This window comes from Vibrio sp. VB16, assembly GCF_015594925.2.
Classification (GTDB): Bacteria; Pseudomonadota; Gammaproteobacteria; order Enterobacterales; family Vibrionaceae; genus Vibrio.
Genome location: NZ_CP087590.1, coordinates 2,210,983 through 2,229,018, shown reverse-complemented (window position 1 = coordinate 2,229,018; position 18,036 = coordinate 2,210,983). Strand labels below are relative to the sequence as shown.

Below are 18,036 nucleotides of genomic sequence, written 5' to 3'. Positions count from 1 at the left end.
AACTGAAAAATAGGCGTTTGCTGTCGGACATTTTATTGATTCAGTGCATCTTTTATCGCACTTTCTTTGGTTAGAGTAGCCCTATATTTCCTTTCAATATAGAAGAAGAAACATGACTCAAGTGAACCAAGATCGTTTAGTTAATCACTTCCTAGATATCGTTCAAATCGACAGTGAATCAAAAAATGAAAAAGCGATGGCAGAAACACTAGCAGAACAGCTAGATGGGCTAGGTTTCTCTGTTACCAAATTACCTGTTCCAGAGCACATATCTAATGGTTTCAACATTTATGCTCGTTTAAACGGTGAGTTAGAGGGCAGCATTGTATTCAGTTCGCACATGGACACAGTGATTCCGGGTAATGGCATTGAACCGATTATTGAAGATGGAGTGATCCGGTCTAAAGGCAACACGGTTCTTGGTGGTGATGACAAGTCAGGCATTGCGGCTGTGATGGAATCCGTACGTGTTATCAAAGAAAATAACCTAGCCCACAAAACCATTGAGCTCGCCTTTACGGTGTATGAAGAAGGCGGCTTAAATGGGTCTAAAAACTACGACATGAATTACATTCAATCAAGTCACGCGATTGTATTAGATTCAGGTGGCCCTGTAGGCAGTATTGTTACTTCGGCCCCTGGCCAACAAAACCTAAAAGTGTCGATTACGGGTCGCCCTGCTCACGCAGGTTTAGCTCCAGAAGAAGGCATCAATGCCCTAACGGTTGCGGCCGATGCAATTACAAATATGGCACTGGCGCGTATTGATGAAGAAACGACAGCAAACATCGGAGTTGTACGTGGTGGTCAAGCGACGAACATTGTTATGCCTGACCTTTATATCGAAGGGGAGGCGCGTTCTCTTAATGATGTGAAACTAGCGAAACAAGTTGAGCACATGGAATCAACGTTTAAGGCGGCGGCAGAAAAACATGAAGCCCAAATCGATATCATTTCAACTCGTGCTTACAATGCCTATAAGATTGCGGACGAAAACCCACACGTAATCGGGATTAAAGAAGCATTTGAAAGCATTAATATCCGCCCATTTACCAAATCTACTGGTGGTGGTTCTGATGCAAACATATTCAATGAAAAAGGCTTAACCACGGTCAACCTTTCTACGGGTATGGCTAAAGTACATACGACAGAAGAGTATATAAAGGTGTCTGATATGGTTGATATCACGCGTTTCTTAACGGCCTATCTAACTCGTTAATTAGGCTATTTTTGCCTTATAATTATGTCTTGCTTCAAAATACGTTGAAGTTTTAATAAAAGAACCAGTGGGGGTATTTCTACTGGTTCCTCCGTTCATACCATACTAAATATGTTCGTGATCAACATGAATATAACCTCGTAGACGAAACAAGGTCACATCTCAATAACCTCGGGTCTATCCAGAATTTTTCGCCCCAAACATATTAACTAAGCGAAATCGTTAGTATAATTAAAAAATCCTATGAATAGTTTGGTTGTCTCTATGGAAAATGATCAGCATTTACTCGCGCAGGTTAATAAGTTACGGCTTGAACTCACTTCCGTTCAGGACAGCAATGAGCAGTTAGCGGATGAATTAGGAAAAAGTAACCAACGTTTTATTTTGGCGATGCGCGGAGCAAATGAAGGGGTCTGGGATTGGAATATTGAGACAGATACGGTGTATTATTCACCTCGTTGGAAGTACATGCTTGGTTATGAAGAAGATGAACTGGAAGGAAACTTATCTACTTGGAAATCTTTGGTTCACCCTGATGAAACGAAATGTGTATTAGAGAAAGCAGCGCATTATTTATCAGGAAAGGTAGATAAGTTTGAAGTTGAAATGCGAATGCGACATAAAAGTGGACAATTTATCTATATTCGTTCCTCGGCTTTTAAGGTTATAGAATCAACAGGTACGCAAGCCGTACGACTCATTGGGTATCATACCGATATATCAAAGCAAAAAGAGTCTGAGTTTTTCAAAATAAAACATACCAAAATTCTTGAGATGATAGCGAAAGGTGTTCCAGCGCCAAAGGTCTATGATGAGATTGCTTTGTTGTATGAAAATAAGCATCCCGGCATGCGCTGCTCTATGCTGGAATTAGATGGCAATATTCTTTTACACGGTGGGGCGCCTAGCATGCCCAAGGCATACAGCGATGCCGTCAATGGATTGAGAATTGGAGTAGATGTTGGATCCTGTGGGGCATCGACCTTTACCGGTAAACGAGTGTTAGTCGAGAACATAGAAACCGATCCCAACTGGAAAGACCTCAAAGACGTGGCACTTCCACATGGTATGCGTTGTTGTTGGTCAGAACCCGTCATGAGTTCGACAAATGATGTGCTTGGTGCGTTTGGTATGTACTACAATCACCCAGCATTACCGGATGAAGAAGAATCAGCAGATCTGACTTCTGCTGCGATGTTAACCAGTATCGTGATGGAACGAGATCAAAACCAAAAGCGAATGAGAGAGCTCGCTTATACCGATGAACTAACCGGGTTTTCTAGCCGATCTCACTTACATCTCTACCTTGAAGCACTCATTGAAACATCCGCAACCAATAACAAACACTTCGCACTTTATTATATAGATTTAGACAATTTCAAAGGTATCAATGACAGTTTGGGTCATGATATCGGTGATATTCACCTTCAAGAAATTGCAGAGCGACTGCTCCAGCTAAATCGAAATATCTATCTTATTTCGCGCTTAGGTGGTGATGAGTTCTGTATCCTCGTTGAATATATCGACAATAAAACAGCCGAAAGTATAGCCCAAAAGTGTCTTGACTCCGTATCGCAACCTTCGCTTCTTTCAGGTAGGAAAGTAATCCAAACCTGTAGTATTGGTATTGCATGTTTCCCAGAAGATGGCCAAGACCTAAAAGGGTTATTAAAGGCCGCAGATACGGCTCTCTATAGCGCAAAAGAGAACGGGAAAAATCAGTTTTCATTTTACGATAAATCATTTAGTACAAAAGCTGAGTATAAATTTAAGATAGAACAGTATCTAAGAGAAGCGATTGAAAAAGATCAGCTGTATGTTGAATACCAAACTCAAATAGATATTAAAACAGGCCATATTATTGGTGTGGAAGCGCTAGCACGTTGGCATCATCCTACATTAGGACAAGTACCTCCTTACGAATTTATCGAAATAGCAGAACGAATTGGGATGATGAAGCAATTAACCGAGTTCGTGCTGAACCGGGCTTGTAGTCAGGTTTCTGATTGGAGAAAAACTGGGTTTACAAATATACGCGTTGCGGTAAACATATCCCCAACCCACTTCCTTGATGCTGAATTTGTTCCAATGGTGCGTAAGGTATTGAGTGATACGCATATCCCTCCTTCTTCTTTGGAATTGGAAGTGACAGAGAGCGTGGTTCAGACAAAAGACAAGTACCTATCTGTATTTAAGCAATTGAGGACACTGGGCGTATTAATGGCAATCGATGATTTTGGTACTGGCTATTCATCATTTGCATCACTGAGACATCTCAGTGTTGATTGCCTAAAAATAGATAAATATTTTTTAGACGACTATGAAGACCGCAAAACTGAACTTTTGATCGGATCCATGATAGAAATGGCACACTCTCTTGAGTACAACGTTGTTGCCGAGGGTGTAGAGCATGTTGAACAGCTAAATTTACTTAAGAAACTGGGCTGCGATTTGGCGCAAGGTTATTTATTTAGTAAACCGTTAAGGCCAGAGGCGATTTATGAATTGTTGTAATCATCACTCGTTGTACAATACGTTGTTGTGTCGGGGGAGCCGCTCTTCAACATTTCATACGCCTCAAACCATTGCTCATATTACACACTGATCTCTTGGCGAGTTCAATTTTGTTATTAAATCTACCGTGACGTTTGAAGCATGCAAAAGAAGATATCTAAATGCTATTGAATCATGATTGAACGAAGGAAAGGACTGAATTATAGGGATATGAATGATGCACATCATTAAGCGATTTGGAACCTCCGGAAATGAATAATTTTGCACTGATAATAGGCGTCTTTATCGCGTGTTTTATTATATTTAGATTTAAAAAGGTAGGATATGAAAAGCGTCGTTTTGCTTATCCTGCACTATTGATGTCATTTCCAATATATTATTGGTTATTTGCCCTCTACGCGAATGATTATCAAGCATTATTGAATGAAGTCATTGTTGGCCTGTTTTTCATAATACTGGCCAGTTTAGCGCTAAGATATGACCAAATTAAAAGCCTAGTGATCTTGGCAATGGGCTTTATTGGTCATGGTGTTTACGATGTAGTCCACCTGACTATTTATGGTGATTCCGTCGCACCTTTGTGGTGGCCAGAGTTTTGTGGTTCGATTGATATTCTGTTGGGAGTGTATCTCCTTTGGTTGGCTAAAAAGAGTAAAGAACTATTCACGCCTAAAGTTTTAAACCGCTAACTTAACCGGTCATGGCATGGCCTTTAACTAAATAGCTAAAATAACTATATAACTACACCTTTTGTGAATTGGAAGGTAGACTTGATCGCAATAAATAAAGTTGGATCGGTTTCTACGAGTTGGCTTTTCAACCCTGTACGTAGTCAAACTCCATTATCTGAGTAGAGGAAATTTTAGTGTGAACAGAGCTGCTTTCAATGCCTGTGGACTGTTGGTGATATCCTTTTTGTTATCCTCATGTTCCTACCTAAAATACACGTCAGTCCAAGCGAATTATGAGCGGATTCAAAACGCCGATCCAAGTCAATCAAATCTTAAGCACATGTTGGACCGAGAGTCTTTTTTTGTGATCGGAAAAACGCTCGATGATGATGGTAGATATGACGATGTGCCTTTAGCGATTGCTGCGTATTCCGATAAGTATAAACTCAATGAGCGCGTGGACACGATGTTCTCTCAAGGTTCTGCGGGCACACATTTTGGACTGAATCTCCCGGAAGGAAGTTATGACCTAGAGGTGTATGCCGACATCAATGGTGATGATGTTTTTGAGCAAGCGGAGAGTATAGGAAGTAGAAAACTCCTTCTCGACAGAATGAGTCACTCGACACTTGTCGTCAACCATATCGATATTCAACTAACAACAGAACGAATGTCTATTCGGCCAGTGAGAATCGCTGTACCAATAACCATTGAAACGAAACCATCTCTTTTCTATCCTTCGGGTTCAATTCGATCCCTAGATGACCCTCTGTTTAATGACAATATGTCGACCTTAGGTATGTACGACCCCGCTTCTTTTTTGGAGCATGCCCCTACGATGTTCTATGCACTGGAAGAAGATGAAGCGCACAAGATCCCCGTGGTTTTTGTACACGGTATTGGTGGCAGTGCGAGATCATTTGACCCCATCATTAGCCGCCTCGATCGCGAGCGCTACAAACCGTGGTTTTTTTACTACCCTTCGGGTGGTGATCTGGATCAGCTTGCCCATCTCTTTTATAGTCTTTTCTTATCTGGCGATGTTGTACCTTTAGGGGAGATGCCATTGATTGTCGTCGCGCATAGTATGGGGGGGGTGGTCGTTAGAGAGGCAATCAACCAGTATTCAGGGAAAGATGAGGAAAACAAAGTTGAACTATTTGTTACTATCGCCAGCCCTATGGGAGGGCATCCTGCCGCCGCTGACGGTGAAAAATACGGACAATTAGTACTGCCAGCATGGCGTGATTTGAATCCCGATAGCCGCTTTATTCAATCATTATATCGAAAGCCATTGCCTGAATTTGTCGATCATCAGCTTTTTTATGCCTACAGGAACTCCGACAAACTCAAACTAGGTGAAAACAGCGATGGTGTCGTCCCGTTATCTAGTCAATTGCGTCCAGAAGCACAAAGGCAATCAAATCAGACTTTTGGGTTTGAAAGTGGTCATGTTGATATTTTGGTTAACGAGCAAATGATAGCGCGGCTCGATGAGCTGATGATAAATGTAGACGGCATCGTTTCCGAGGAAGGGATGGCAGTACTCGCTCGCGGTGGTTTCGACGTACAGTTGAGTGATAATTACAGACCGACCACTGAACATTTGATCCGTTATGCGGGTAAATATTTGGTATTACTTGCCTATGGTCGTGTTCCTCCTAAGCTTCCACAGCAGGAACATTTTATTTTGGCCGCACAAGGCAAGGTACCAGCAACGACGGATTTAGAGGAAGAGTTCATCAAGTTTATGGACGAGTACCCAGACTTGGTCGAGAGCGCTTTGGTGAACTATTCTGAAGGTGAAGAGTAATCGATTAATATGAGAAAAAGGCAAGAAGTCGATGCCGAGATATACCTTAAATAATGTCTAAACGTGGCCGCCCCTATGAGGAGATATTTTATCCCTTCATAGGGGCTTTGTTGTATTTATACAGTGGCTGCATACCCAATGACTAGGATTGTATTGCTATTCTATGGCACGGTTTACACCACTACGAGTCCTAAGTAACCATTCTGTACGTGTACAAGCGAGTAGGTGCTTGTTAATTAACCCATTGATTATATGTATAAATTCATCCATGTCTTTAGGTTTAATTGTCCGAATTCGCCAACGTGGACGATCTGCTCGCTATCTTCGCTTAAGTTAACCCTCAACGAATTATGGAAATACAAAGGGAACGCATCCTTATGTGCATTCATGGTTTATTAATAAAGGACAACTGAATAGTTGTCGGGTTACGCATAGTGCTGGGCTGATATGGTTACATCGTATTCTACTGAATCCGTCATGTTGTCGTTAGCTGTGAAGGTGCCTGATTACTGAGGGGGTTACCATGCAGACGTTTGTCGAGATTAATCTGAATAAAATATTATATGGTGGCATCTGCATAGATTTTGAAAATCTATTGTCCGTAGTGTTATCTATCATATTGGCTTTGATGATGTTAATAGCGACCGCTAATCAAGTGATTACCACAATAAAGATATTAAGACAGTATTATGTCGAAAATAAAAAGGAGAAGGATGAATGAGACGATGCCGTGCCACCTAGCAATAAACAAAACATATAATTGACAGAGTGTGTATTAACTTTAATTATGTTTTCTTTGCTCATTGCGACATTAGAAACTTTAAAGGATGAAGGCGTGCACTGGATCTCAATGATCGAACTCATTACTGGATTTTCAGTGATTATGTTAAGTATCTGTTTCATGCTGGTGATTGCCTATCCACTCAAATGGTTGACAGCAAAAAATGAGCTAATAGCCCTTTTTTCTGGTTTTGCAGTGGTAAAAATGGCGATGTTTTTGGGTATTGTTATTGACCCACCTGTTTCTGAAATTTTGAATATACTTGCGCTTCCGATTGTTTTGTTACTTGGCCCACTAACGGCTGGATTCACGGACTCGACACTGCATTTGAGAACCGCAAATGTAATCACTAAGAAAAAAAGTGCTCTACTGATTTTTGGTCTGTTCTTAATGATACCGTTGTTACTTAACAGTCTATCTCTAGAAGTATTAGCGGGTAGTAAATGGTTAGCAACTTCAATTGAAGTATCTTTGGGGCTTTTCTTTCTGACTTACTTAATCAGCAGTTCTCGGTATTTCGTTCCTATGCTTTGGAATTTAATGCGGGGTTCTTTGTATGGTGTTGGCTATAGCGAAGACACTTACAATTGGTTCAAAGGCGTCTGGTTGTCGATGTCAATGACATGGTTAATCATTTTAGCTGATTTAACAATGAGCATTTTTTACTACGAACCCGCTGATAATAATGCGGTCTTCTCAATACTATATAGTGTGCCACCTTTGCATAGCGTTATTTTTTCCATACTCGATTTGGTTATCTGGCTTATATTATTAGGTTTTACAACCGCATATTGTCAAAAACCTAGGGGCCAAGAAGAAAGAGAAGCATGCGAAAACGTTAAAAAATATCGCACTTCAGCGTTAACTGAAAACAAGGCAGAGATAATCATTCGAGATTTGAATGCGATAATGAAAAGAGAAAACTACTTTCTTGATAGCACGCTTTCACTAGAAAAAATAGCCAAAAAAATAAACATTCAGCCTCAATATCTTTCACAATCAATTAACCAATATTGTGGGATGAGTTTTTATGAATATTTAGCCAGCTTCCGGATTGAATACGCTAAAAATGAACTACTTCAGCATCCAAAAAAGAACATTCTAGATGTTGCAATGCAGTCAGGTTTTAATGCTAAGAGCACCTTTAATCTAACGTTTAAAAAATATACAGGTCTTACCCCTTCAGATTTTCGTAAACAAAATAGAGACAGTAATTAACCGATATCGCGAGATATTTAGCAGGTGCTCTTACTCTTATCTAAGAACGCCGTATATCAAATCCAGTGTCCATCGCTTAATGTTTAAAACTGGCCGATAGACCCTAGATAATGCCTTTATTACACGTTTGTAGAGCTCGCTCATCCTACTGAAATCAATTGCCTCCCCAACCCTTAAATATGGAGTTTGCTACTCCAACGATAAATATGCAAATTGAGTAATGACTATCTTTTCAAAGTCTGGAATATAGATAGATGTCAGCGCTGGCGTTTTTCTAAATTACAATGAGACTTGATTATGAGTAATAAAACGAAACCACTTCCTGCCTTTATTGAGGAACGCCTAGATTTTTATATTGAAGATATAATTGAATCAAATCAGAATCAAAAACATTTGGTTTTGGGTAAACGTCCAACCGCAGATGCGGTGGTCATGCAAAGTAATGATTATTTGGCACTGTCTCACAATAAGGAGATTCAAGCGGCCCACAAACGAGCGATCTCAGAGCAAGATGACAATGTCGTTATGTCAGCCGTCTTTCTGCAGGATGAAGAATCAAAGCCAGAGTTCGAGAATGAGCTTGCTGATTATGTGGGCATGGAAAGCTGTTTGTTGTCTCAATCTGGCTGGGCTGCGAATCTTGGTCTGTTACAAACCATTTGTGCCCCAGGGACGCCGATCTATATCGATTTTTTTGCCCACATGTCTTTATGGGAAGGCGCTAGAATATCGGGCGGGGCTATTTATCCATTCATGCACAATAATATTCGGCATTTGCGTAAACAGATTAAGAGACATGGCGCTGGAGTCATTGTTGTTGATTCGATCTACAGCACAATAGGAACAATTGCACCACTTGAAGCTATCTACGAAATGGCAAACGAGTTTGGTTGTGCGTTGGTCGTCGACGAATCCCATTCATTAGGTACCCATGGCCTGAACGGGTCAGGGTTAATAAATGCGTTGGGAGTTCAAGATCAAGTGGATTTTGTTACGGTAAGTTTGGCCAAGACGTTCGCTTATCGTGCAGGTGCTATATTAGGCCCGAAGAAGCTTAGTCAGACATTACCTTTTGTCTCATACCCGGCTATTTTTAGCTCTACTGTGTTGCCTCAGGAGGTCGCTAGGCTAAGAAAAACACTAGATATAATTAAACATGCAGAGGAAAAAAGACAAACATTATTTCGTCGTGCAAATGAGCTAAGAACGGGATTAAAGGGGATAGGCTTTAACATTCGTAGCGAGTCACAGATTATATCTTTGGAATGTGGCGAAGAACGAAACATGGAGCGCGTAAGAGATTTCCTTGAAGAGAATGATGTATTTGGGGCTATTTTCTGTCGCCCCGCGACAGGAAAAAACAAAAGCATAATGCGTTTTTCGGTCAATGCAGATATGACCGAAAAAGACGTTGACCACGTTTTGACGGTTTGTCATGAAGCATACAAAAATCCAAACCTAGAGTTTGTGTAGCGCTATTGCTAAGGTGCGATGAGTAAATCAATGCCGCTACATTAAGAAAAGAGCTTGGCTTCTGGTTAGGCTCTTTACTAAATCCAATCGGATATTTTATCAAGCAGTTGATTTTTATCCGCAGGTTTTACGATATATCCGGACATGGAAGATGAATCGATCTTATTAAGCATACTGGGAGAGTTATCCCCGGTATGAGCGATAATAGGAATATTGGCAAACGGTTTCTCAGACTGACGAATGCGAAGCGATGCCTCTAACCCGTCCATTACTGGCATTTCGATATCCATAAGAATTAGATCGATATCCTCTGTTTCTAGCGCTTCAATGGCTTGTAAACCATTGTTCTTTTGAATGACATTAAGCCCCTGTTTTTCTAATAGTATTGACGTGAACTTTCGTAGGGACTCGTTATCATCCACAATCATAATCGTACGCTTTCCTTCGTTGCTAGACGGTAATTTGTGCGTCACCGTACTGACGTAGGTAGCGTCAAATAGTAAGCGCTCAATCGTCTCTTTAGGGTGTGATAACCAAGAATCTACATCAATCCAGATAGGTGTAAAACTGGCTTTGCTAAGGTGTTGATTAGGACGCTGCTGGAACAAGTAAACAAGTTGAGCTTCAGAAAATGAATAGAGCGACTCGAGTTTATCTAGCTGGTTATTACCTAGCGTGAGACTCTCGATATCAACCACGATTAGATCGTATTCAAATTCGTACTCCATCTTTTCCAGAGTCGTGTCAATATTTAAGGTTGTGAGCTCAAGGCCCATAAAGCGACTAACGCTGGTCATTGTCGATGTTAAATGGTCTTGTTCGCTAATAAATAATACCGACTTAAGTTTGGTCAGTTCGTTTCTAATATCTCTTACGATATTGGAATCTATCCGCGGTAGTGTCATGCTAAACTGAGTCCACTTACCAAGCTCGGACTGGCATTGGATATCGCCACCAAAGGAGCGCATTACTTTTTTACAGAAAGGTAAACCAAGCCCATAATTTCCTGCTTTACCCGTGGTATAGAAATCTTTAAACATGTTTTCAAGCACTTTCGATGTAATACCTGAGCCTGTATCCGTTACAATAATCTTATTTAATTTTTGTTCTGCTTTTAGTGCTAGGTGAACGGTAAAGTCACTATCGTTACGGTGATGAAACGCGTTTTTTAGCAGATTATATACAACATACTTCAATAAAGTGTCACTACCAAAATACTCGAATTCACTCTGAACCTCCAATGATACTGCGGCTCTATCTACCTCGCGCTTATAGCTAAAGCTTTTTATCGCGCTTTCAACAACCTCTTGAGCGGGGTGTTTCTTAAATGTCGAACGTGACACTCGATTTTCGTCGATAGATGTAAGTAGTAAATCGATAGTTTCGTTCCCCGAATGAATGATCGTCATCGCATCACTGCTGACTTCAAGTAAGCGGAGGACCTCCTTTTTACTGAGCTGATACGTCTCTTTGTTATCCTTAGTGGCGTTTGGCAATATGGATTGAATAACGTCTATAGACAAGCAGAGGCTGCTAAGAGGGTTTCGCATCTCATGTGCAATACCAGCCCCAAAAGACTTTGCTATAGAGACCTTTGAGTCATAATCGGCCTGATAACGATAGAAGCATAAGCTTCCGAACAGATAGGTAAAAAAGAAAACGGGTAACATTTGCATCCAATCAATGGTTATTTCCAGAGAGTAGCCTTTATTTAGCCATGCAAATAACGTGGCGAATACTATGCCCACAAAGGTTTGAAGAAACAGCAACCAAGTAATGTGAACCAGCAGGATATGTAGAAAGATGGCGGACATAAATGACATCACCCAAACGAGGGACCAATCATTCATTAACAACATATAGAAAAAGAAAAATGGCAGCGAAGTTATAATGACAACTTGATAGTACAAGTGCATATATTGACGAAAGCTGGATTGAAGATTTTTCCGGCAGACAATGCCTACGAACAGCAACGAACAGAACATACGAAGAGGGAGTGTCTCGTACTGCTGAGGAAAAAGGGTTCCCCACACAAGGTAATAGAGAGGGTACCCGATAACACCGAGCAACCCGACCAAAGTGAGGTTAGGTTCAGCGTACTGATATACTTTACGTAATGCTTCCATATTACTGTAATGCCAACTCTATGCTTAACCGAAATATAGCGTTCAATGGTATTGAGCGCGTAATCGTAAAATATTGTGTTTGTATATTACTGATTGACCATTTGTTATGCAATGTTGATCCATGTCAGACACAGTGTGACGCGACAAAACAACATCAAAACGTTGCGTTAACGAGCATATCCTTATTACAGTAAGTCGATTTTTCAAATTCACGAATGTTAACAGCAATATTCGAAAGGTCAGGAAATAATAAGACGAGTTGTTCAACGATAGCTCTTGAAAGTGACGCTTTTTGTTCTGTTGTGCGACCTTCCATAATGTTAGAAAAGACGTGGATGAAGTCATCCTTTTTATTTCCGACTAGGTAAGTTTTAAACGGATTTACACGAACTTTGATTTCATTTTCATTGAATAAACCAGTAGAAACGGCAACGGTGTGAATTTCTCTGATGATCTGTTCTTCTTGTTGAATACTCAGAATGTGCTCAGAACAATCTATAACGAAGTGAGGCATAATTTTCCTTATTAAAGTAGAGTGGCAAAAATTTAATCAGTGCTCGTGGGCAATGGAACGTAAACGTGTAAAGAATAACGACACTTTTTACTATTCATAGTGGTTCTTTAAGATTGGGTTAGTCTTCACTAACAAAGACATACATATCGCCACGGCATCGATTAATGCTGTACTCGATTGGTGTACCTGTACTATCAAATGCGATTTGCTCGATTAAAAGAACAGGGATAGTTTCTTCGATCTGTAGCTTTTCCAAAATTTCTTCGGTGGGCATTTTAGCGGATACGCTGCTTTTCGTTTTGGTGGGAACAATGTCTCTACTACGAAAATAGTCATAAAGTGAAAGTTGAATCTCATCAGGATCATGGATGAGGTGAGACGGCACATAAGATTCTTCTATAGACACCGCTTGTTCGTCGATATAACGAACCCGTTTGAGTAGAAAAACTTCATCATTAAGCTTTATATTGAGTTGCCTTGCGACCTCTTCTGAACACGCAATAGTGTCTTTTTTAATCCAAAGAGTATCGGGCTTTTTCCCTTTAAGAACAACCTGCTGTGAAAATCCGGTTGCTTCTTTGCTCGAATACTCAAGGGTTTCACTTATCATGGTGCCTAAACCACGAGAGCGAACAATCACCCCTTCTTTTTCTAGGATATCAAGTGCTTTACGAACCGTTATTCGAGATACCCCTACACGTTCACTAAACTCGCGCTCTGTAGGGATAAAGTCGCCACCTTTTAGCATTTTTTGTTCTGTCGCAAGTTTTACAGAATCCGCTACCTTCATATAGAGAGGAGACTTGTCCGCTTTTTGAATACGAGATTTTATAAGGTCGATCAAAGGCTGATAGGTGTGCATAGTATCTTAAACGTCGTCTAGTGTAGCGAAAGTATACCTTATCTAACCCAGTAGAATTAATAGAAAAAACTAGATTTGAGTAGCAATAAGACAAATCGCCACTCAGATCAATGTAGCGTGACTAAGTTAATTGCCTCTAGCGTTAGCCAAATCGAATACTGCTTTGGCTTGCGATATTGGCTTTACCTTGAATGTTAGAAATGTGGCGATACTAACCAAAGCGGCACAGATGAAATAAGCGTACGTATAGCGTCCAGACAAATCGACTGAAATTGCTGCCAACACGGGACCAATAAATCCACCAATGCCCCATGCGGTATAAAGTACGCCGTAATTCGAACCATAGTGTTTAAGTCCGTATAAATCGGCCATGATAGAAGGAAAAACAGCCAGAAGAGTGCCGTAGCCAATCCCCGCTAATGCGGCACCGATCATGAGTGTTGAACTAGAAACAAAATAGCTAAAGAGGAGCATGTTGATAGTTTGCAGACTCAACGCGATAGCAAGTGTTTTCAAGCCACCTATTTTATCACTGAGTAAGCCAGAGGCGAGGCGGCCCCCAGAATTAAATATGGATAGGGTGACGACCAAATAGGCCCCGTGCATAATATTCGCCTGGGTTGCCGCGATGGAAGTAATGTTAGCAATAATCATTAACCCAGCTGAAGCGCCAAAAGCATAGGTAACCCACAACAGATAAAACTGTTTGGTACTCAACATCTCACGCCATGCATAGTTCTGCTCTTGATTGACTTTCTCATTGGCCAACGGCGCATTTCGATTAGTAGGCACATAGTTTTTGGGCGGGTTATTTATGGTACAAGATAGCGGGAACGCGACTAAGATTAGGCTTGCCCCCATAAGCTGAAAGCTGGTGTTTAAGCCATAGTTCACGATTAAATAACTGGTTAACGGAGCCAAATAAATAGCCGCTACACCAAATGCCGTTGCTAGGAGTCCGTTCACCAATCCCTTTTGAGAGCTATGAAACCACTTCATTGCTGTTGGGTTGAGGCAAGCATAAGCAAAGCCAATCCCCGCGCCAGTCACAACGCCAAAACTTAGATTAAGATTTAGAGGTGTCAACGAAAGGCTAGACAACATCATTCCAAATCCAGCTAATAATGACCCTGCCATGAGCACTTTCTTAGGCCCAATTTTATCCTGTATTCGACCGGCAACTAACAAAGAAGCCGACAATACGATGATGGTTAAAGTGTAGGGCATTGACGCTTGGGCGTTACTCCAACCCAGATTTACCAGCTCGTTTTTGAAAACACTCCAAGTATAGAGTACGCCGATGCAGAGGTTTACGCCGCAACTGGCCAGCAGTATTTGGTTGGCTCTTTTATTCATGATGATGATCTTTTTTGTATGAGGAGTGAATAATGCAATGAGACAAACGATAGGCTCAGACAAAGCTGAGCCTAGAACAGCAAGTTCGGCAGATTAATATTGATTAAGGTAGGACGTAAGTTCTGGAATAGTAGGGGCACAATCGCCACCGGAATGACTAACGACATAGGAGGCAACAGCATTGCCCAATAAAACGGCATCAACCAGATCCCAACCAGAAGATAAGCCGGCCAGTACACCACCAGCATGGGTGTCGCCAGCCCCAATTGTATCGACAACACGCGCGCTAAACGGTGATATATTACCCGTCATCGTCTTATTGGAGAACAACGCACCATCACTATCAATGCGTAAGATTAACGGACAAGAGTATGTTGAATCCCATTTCTGAACAAACCGATTGATGTCGGTCATTCCTAATACCTCAGCTTCTTGGCGATTCAATGAAACTATGGGTTTAAGCGCCACTAAACGTTGAAATAATGAGGATGGAACATCCGCAATTCTTGGGCCAAAATCGATAAATACATCAATACTCGTTGGTAATGATTCCAACCAAGATACAAGTACTTCACCACTGTCTGATGAAAGCTGATAGCCTGAAAAATACAGGATGGCGTCATCTTCTATGGGTAATTGAGATAAGGTTTTCTGATCCCAGTCGTTTTCAACGCCACTGACGGATAAAAAGGTACGTTCGCCATTTGGTTCTACAAGCGCCATACACCAACCATTGTCTCCATGATAGTTAAGCAGGTCACTCGACAGGCCATTTTCTGCCATTGCCGTTTCTATGACATCAGCCCATTTGCCTTTACCTATGGGCAAAGCATTCAATGATTCTAGGCCAAGTTTCTTAAGCGCGATGGCGATATTTAACGCGCATCCTCCCACATGAAGGCCTTTCTCTTTTAATTCTATGTCAGCACCGCTCGTTGGTAATGCGGCTACCTCAGCAACGATATCAACGACCGCCGCACCCACTAAACAAAGCTGGCGTTTGCTCGCCAAAGTGGGGAGCATTTCAATCAGGGATCTATGAGGCATGGGCTTGCTCCTTAAGCGATCGAAGCTGTAAGAATTTATTGGTATAGTCTTCAAAGTCTAGTTGATTTTCGTTGTCTAATTGTGCTTTAAATTCAGTGTCTATAGCCTGAATACCATTGAGAGCGCCACATATTGCGGTGGCCATTGCCCCTATGGTGTCGGTATCGCCACCCAGATTTGCACACAATATCGCACAACGATTGGGATCTGTTTTTGCTAACTCAACCATTGCGATAGCAGCAGGAACAGATTCTATCGTGCTGACACCCGCGCCTACGAGGTTATATATTCTGTCCATTCTCGTTTCAATGCCACTGTCCTCTTGAGCAACCAAGAGTGCAAGCTCAATTCGTGACCCCATAGAAGCGCTGAAAGTAGTGACGTTTTTATTCTGAGCCGCGACGGAGATCGCCGGCAGTTGATCACGAATAACTTCCCACGGTGCTCCTTCTACGGCTTTAGACACGGCCCAGGCAATTGCGACAGCACCTGCAATAGCAATATCAGATTTGTGAGTTGGGCTTGACGCTAAAGCAACCTGTTCAATAAAATAATCAAGGTTGTGTGTTGGAAGCAAACAACCGAGTGGTGACACACGCATCGCTGCACCATTTGTTACGCCATTATTTTCTAGCTCACTGATCGGTGTGCCTTCTTTAATCGCTTTCATCGCGGCTTTGGATGAGGGGCCAAATATGTTTTTGTTAAACGCATCAAAGCCTTCAGCCCAGGCTAATACATTACGAGCAATCACTTCCGGTACAACGTCACCGTCACACTCGATAATCGCATCGGCTAGCGCTAAAGCCATAGACGTATCATCTGTAAATTGGCAAGCGTCGAAATAACATGCAGCGTTGTTCTCTGCCGGGCCAGGGAGGAATCTATCTATCCAGCCGAAATGAGCTTTCACACGGCTTCTCGGCCAAAGTTCTGAAGGCATACCCATGGAGTCGCCTAAAGCTTGTCCATAAAAAGTACCTAAAATTCTGTCATTTATATTAATTGTCATCTTACTACACCAAAAATTGGGTTCAAAATTTCCTGCTCACGGCCAATGAATTATCATGAGAGTGAGCAGGACAATATTTACGCTTCTGCTTTTTCTACGTTGGATTGGTTGTCATTCTGATCAATCTGAATTTCTTTAATCTCACCGTTTGGTTCTCTAAAGAAGAACACAAAGATAAGCAAGATTACGGCAATCATGACGCCACCAAAGCCCCACATTCCTGCCCAATCAAAAGACAGACCGTTTTGAGGTTCATCGTAAGCAAACATTTTCTCCATTAGAACACCACCTAAACGGTACCCTAATAAGCTACCGATGCCTTGACAACCTAAGGTGATAAGACCTTGAGCCGCGGTACGCATATGGGCAGGGGCTTTTTTATCGACATAAATGTAAGCGGTGACGAAATAGAAATCGTAACTTACGCCGTGAAGTAAGATACCTGCGAATAATATTGAATATAGATACCAAGTATCGGCACTGCCGTAGACAAAGAAGCCATACCGAATAGCCGCAGTAGTGAGACCAAGAAGTAGTACCTTTTTAATACCAAAGCGCTTAGTGAAAAAAGGTAACGCTAACATGAAGAATATTTCAGAAAACTGACCTAATGTCATCCAACCGGTTGCATTACTCATCCCTACTTCTGTTAAGAACCCATTAGCAAAGATGTAATAGAAAGCGAGTGGCATGCTGAACATGAATGAACAGACAAAGAAGGCCAAAAAGTTACGATCTTTTAGTAGTACCAGTGCATCTAGACCAAGCATGACTTTAAGACTGAGTTTGCCAGTACTTTTCGGTGGCGTATTCGGTAATACCAGTGCAAACACACCTAAAATAGCTGAACTAACCGCCGTAATTATAAGTGGGATATTGCTCGAAGAGATATCGCCATAACCTAACCAACCCGGTAGGAAACCGATAGCAATACCGGATGCAATCCATCCGATCGTGCCTAATACGCGAATTCTTGGGAAGTCTCGTTCCACGTCTTCTACGTTCGAAAATGCGATACTGTTTGTTAACGCAATTGTGGGCATGTAGGTTAATGAATAGAGCAACAATAAAGGGAAAAAACTCGAAAATTCAGTTTGTTGCGCCGCCAGATACATTAATGCTGCACCTGCAATCAACATCACAGAAAGGACTTTTTGAGCAGGGAAAAATCGGTCCGTGATTGAACCGACTAGAATAGGGGATAGAATTGCCGCGATAGCCGTACAAGCGTAAGACCATGCGATTTGAGTGGGTGTAAATCCGTTTGAAGTCAGTATTTGCCACAGAGGAACAAACCATGCTCCCCAGATAAACCATTCGATAAACATCATGACTGATAATTTTTTGTTTGTAGATTTCATATTAATCTCCTTTGGTACTGTAGCGTACGGTAATGACAATACCAGTTAATAGTACCAATACAATACCAA

The 18,036-nt window shown here is 41.5% G+C and carries 14 protein-coding genes; 7 read left to right on the top strand and 7 right to left on the bottom strand.

The annotated features are described in order from the left end of the window. The first annotated feature begins 112 nt into the window (after positions 1-112). From IUZ65_RS10120 to cqsA, 7 genes are all read left to right on the top strand, one after another. Positions 113-1,219, top strand: a complete 1,107-nt coding sequence (locus IUZ65_RS10120) for a M20/M25/M40 family metallo-hydrolase (RefSeq protein ID WP_195703608.1) — start codon at positions 113-115, stop codon at positions 1,217-1,219. A 264-nt stretch (positions 1,220-1,483) separates the two neighbouring features. After that, positions 1,484-3,733 carry a bifunctional diguanylate cyclase/phosphodiesterase gene (locus tag IUZ65_RS10115; protein WP_195703607.1) on the top strand — a complete coding sequence of 750 codons (2,250 nt, stop codon included), beginning with the start codon at positions 1,484-1,486 and terminating at the stop codon, positions 3,731-3,733. Positions 3,734-3,984: 251 nt separating this feature from the next. Continuing rightward, positions 3,985-4,422, top strand: coding sequence for a hypothetical protein (locus IUZ65_RS10110; RefSeq protein ID WP_195703606.1), 438 nt, complete (start codon positions 3,985-3,987; stop codon positions 4,420-4,422). A 178-nt stretch (positions 4,423-4,600) separates the two neighbouring features. Continuing rightward, positions 4,601-6,217, top strand: a complete 1,617-nt coding sequence (locus tag IUZ65_RS10105) for an esterase/lipase family protein (protein ID WP_231363583.1) — start codon at positions 4,601-4,603, stop codon at positions 6,215-6,217. 523 nt (positions 6,218-6,740) lie between these two features. Continuing rightward, on the top strand, positions 6,741-6,938 hold the full coding sequence (locus tag IUZ65_RS10100) for a hypothetical protein (protein ID WP_195703605.1): 198 nt from the start codon (positions 6,741-6,743) through the stop codon (positions 6,936-6,938). A 114-nt stretch (positions 6,939-7,052) separates the two neighbouring features. After that, positions 7,053-8,216 carry a helix-turn-helix domain-containing protein gene (locus tag IUZ65_RS10095; protein WP_195703604.1) on the top strand — a complete coding sequence of 388 codons (1,164 nt, stop codon included), beginning with the start codon at positions 7,053-7,055 and terminating at the stop codon, positions 8,214-8,216. A gap of 297 nt (positions 8,217-8,513) precedes the next feature. Beyond that, entirely contained in the window at positions 8,514-9,689 is a 1,176-nt protein-coding gene (gene cqsA / locus IUZ65_RS10090) for an alpha-hydroxyketone-type quorum-sensing autoinducer synthase (RefSeq protein ID WP_195703603.1), read from the top strand. A gap of 77 nt (positions 9,690-9,766) precedes the next feature. Here the strand turns inward: cqsA and IUZ65_RS10085 are convergent, their stop codons facing one another. From IUZ65_RS10085 to IUZ65_RS10055, 7 genes are all read right to left on the bottom strand, one after another. Further along, positions 9,767-11,815, bottom strand: a complete 2,049-nt coding sequence (locus tag IUZ65_RS10085) for a hybrid sensor histidine kinase/response regulator (protein ID WP_195703602.1) — start codon at positions 11,813-11,815, stop codon at positions 9,767-9,769. 154 nt (positions 11,816-11,969) lie between these two features. Continuing rightward, positions 11,970-12,329, bottom strand: coding sequence for a 5-carboxymethyl-2-hydroxymuconate Delta-isomerase (locus tag IUZ65_RS10080; protein ID WP_195703601.1), 360 nt, complete (start codon positions 12,327-12,329; stop codon positions 11,970-11,972). 118 nt (positions 12,330-12,447) lie between these two features. Next, positions 12,448-13,191 (bottom strand): GntR family transcriptional regulator, encoded by a 744-nt coding sequence (locus tag IUZ65_RS10075; RefSeq protein WP_195703600.1) that lies wholly within the window; start codon positions 13,189-13,191, stop codon positions 12,448-12,450. A 126-nt stretch (positions 13,192-13,317) separates the two neighbouring features. Then, positions 13,318-14,547 (bottom strand): L-lactate MFS transporter, encoded by a 1,230-nt coding sequence (locus IUZ65_RS10070; RefSeq protein WP_195703599.1) that lies wholly within the window; start codon positions 14,545-14,547, stop codon positions 13,318-13,320. A gap of 93 nt (positions 14,548-14,640) precedes the next feature. Beyond that, entirely contained in the window at positions 14,641-15,594 is a 954-nt protein-coding gene (locus tag IUZ65_RS10065) for a PfkB family carbohydrate kinase (RefSeq protein ID WP_195703598.1), read from the bottom strand. Then, on the bottom strand, positions 15,584-16,606 hold the full coding sequence (locus tag IUZ65_RS10060) for an ADP-ribosylglycohydrolase family protein (protein ID WP_195703597.1): 1,023 nt from the start codon (positions 16,604-16,606) through the stop codon (positions 15,584-15,586). The genes IUZ65_RS10065 and IUZ65_RS10060 overlap by 11 nt, the downstream gene beginning before the upstream one ends. Positions 16,607-16,683: 77 nt before the next feature. After that, positions 16,684-17,967 (bottom strand): nucleoside permease, encoded by a 1,284-nt coding sequence (locus IUZ65_RS10055; protein ID WP_195703596.1) that lies wholly within the window; start codon positions 17,965-17,967, stop codon positions 16,684-16,686. Between the last annotated feature and the right edge of the window lie 69 nt (positions 17,968-18,036).

Bases quoted from the DNA above. Each gene is read 5' to 3' on its own strand.
- IUZ65_RS10055 (WP_195703596.1), bottom strand. From the start codon at position 17,967: ATGAAATCTACAAACAAAAAATTATCAGTCATGATGTTTATCGAATGG.
- IUZ65_RS10070 (WP_195703599.1), bottom strand. From the start codon at position 14,547: ATGAATAAAAGAGCCAACCAAATACTGCTGGCCAGTTGCGGCGTAAAC.
- IUZ65_RS10060 (WP_195703597.1), bottom strand. From the start codon at position 16,606: ATGACAATTAATATAAATGACAGAATTTTAGGTACTTTTTATGGACAA.
- IUZ65_RS10075 (WP_195703600.1), bottom strand. From the start codon at position 13,191: ATGCACACCTATCAGCCTTTGATCGACCTTATAAAATCTCGTATTCAA.
- IUZ65_RS10120 (WP_195703608.1), top strand. From the start codon at position 113: ATGACTCAAGTGAACCAAGATCGTTTAGTTAATCACTTCCTAGATATC.
- IUZ65_RS10085 (WP_195703602.1), bottom strand. From the start codon at position 11,815: ATGGAAGCATTACGTAAAGTATATCAGTACGCTGAACCTAACCTCACT.
- IUZ65_RS10065 (WP_195703598.1), bottom strand. From the start codon at position 15,594: ATGCCTCATAGATCCCTGATTGAAATGCTCCCCACTTTGGCGAGCAAA.
- IUZ65_RS10100 (WP_195703605.1), top strand. From the start codon at position 6,741: ATGCAGACGTTTGTCGAGATTAATCTGAATAAAATATTATATGGTGGC.
- IUZ65_RS10110 (WP_195703606.1), top strand. From the start codon at position 3,985: ATGAATAATTTTGCACTGATAATAGGCGTCTTTATCGCGTGTTTTATT.
- cqsA (WP_195703603.1), top strand. From the start codon at position 8,514: ATGAGTAATAAAACGAAACCACTTCCTGCCTTTATTGAGGAACGCCTA.
- IUZ65_RS10080 (WP_195703601.1), bottom strand. From the start codon at position 12,329: ATGCCTCACTTCGTTATAGATTGTTCTGAGCACATTCTGAGTATTCAA.
- IUZ65_RS10115 (WP_195703607.1), top strand. From the start codon at position 1,484: ATGGAAAATGATCAGCATTTACTCGCGCAGGTTAATAAGTTACGGCTT.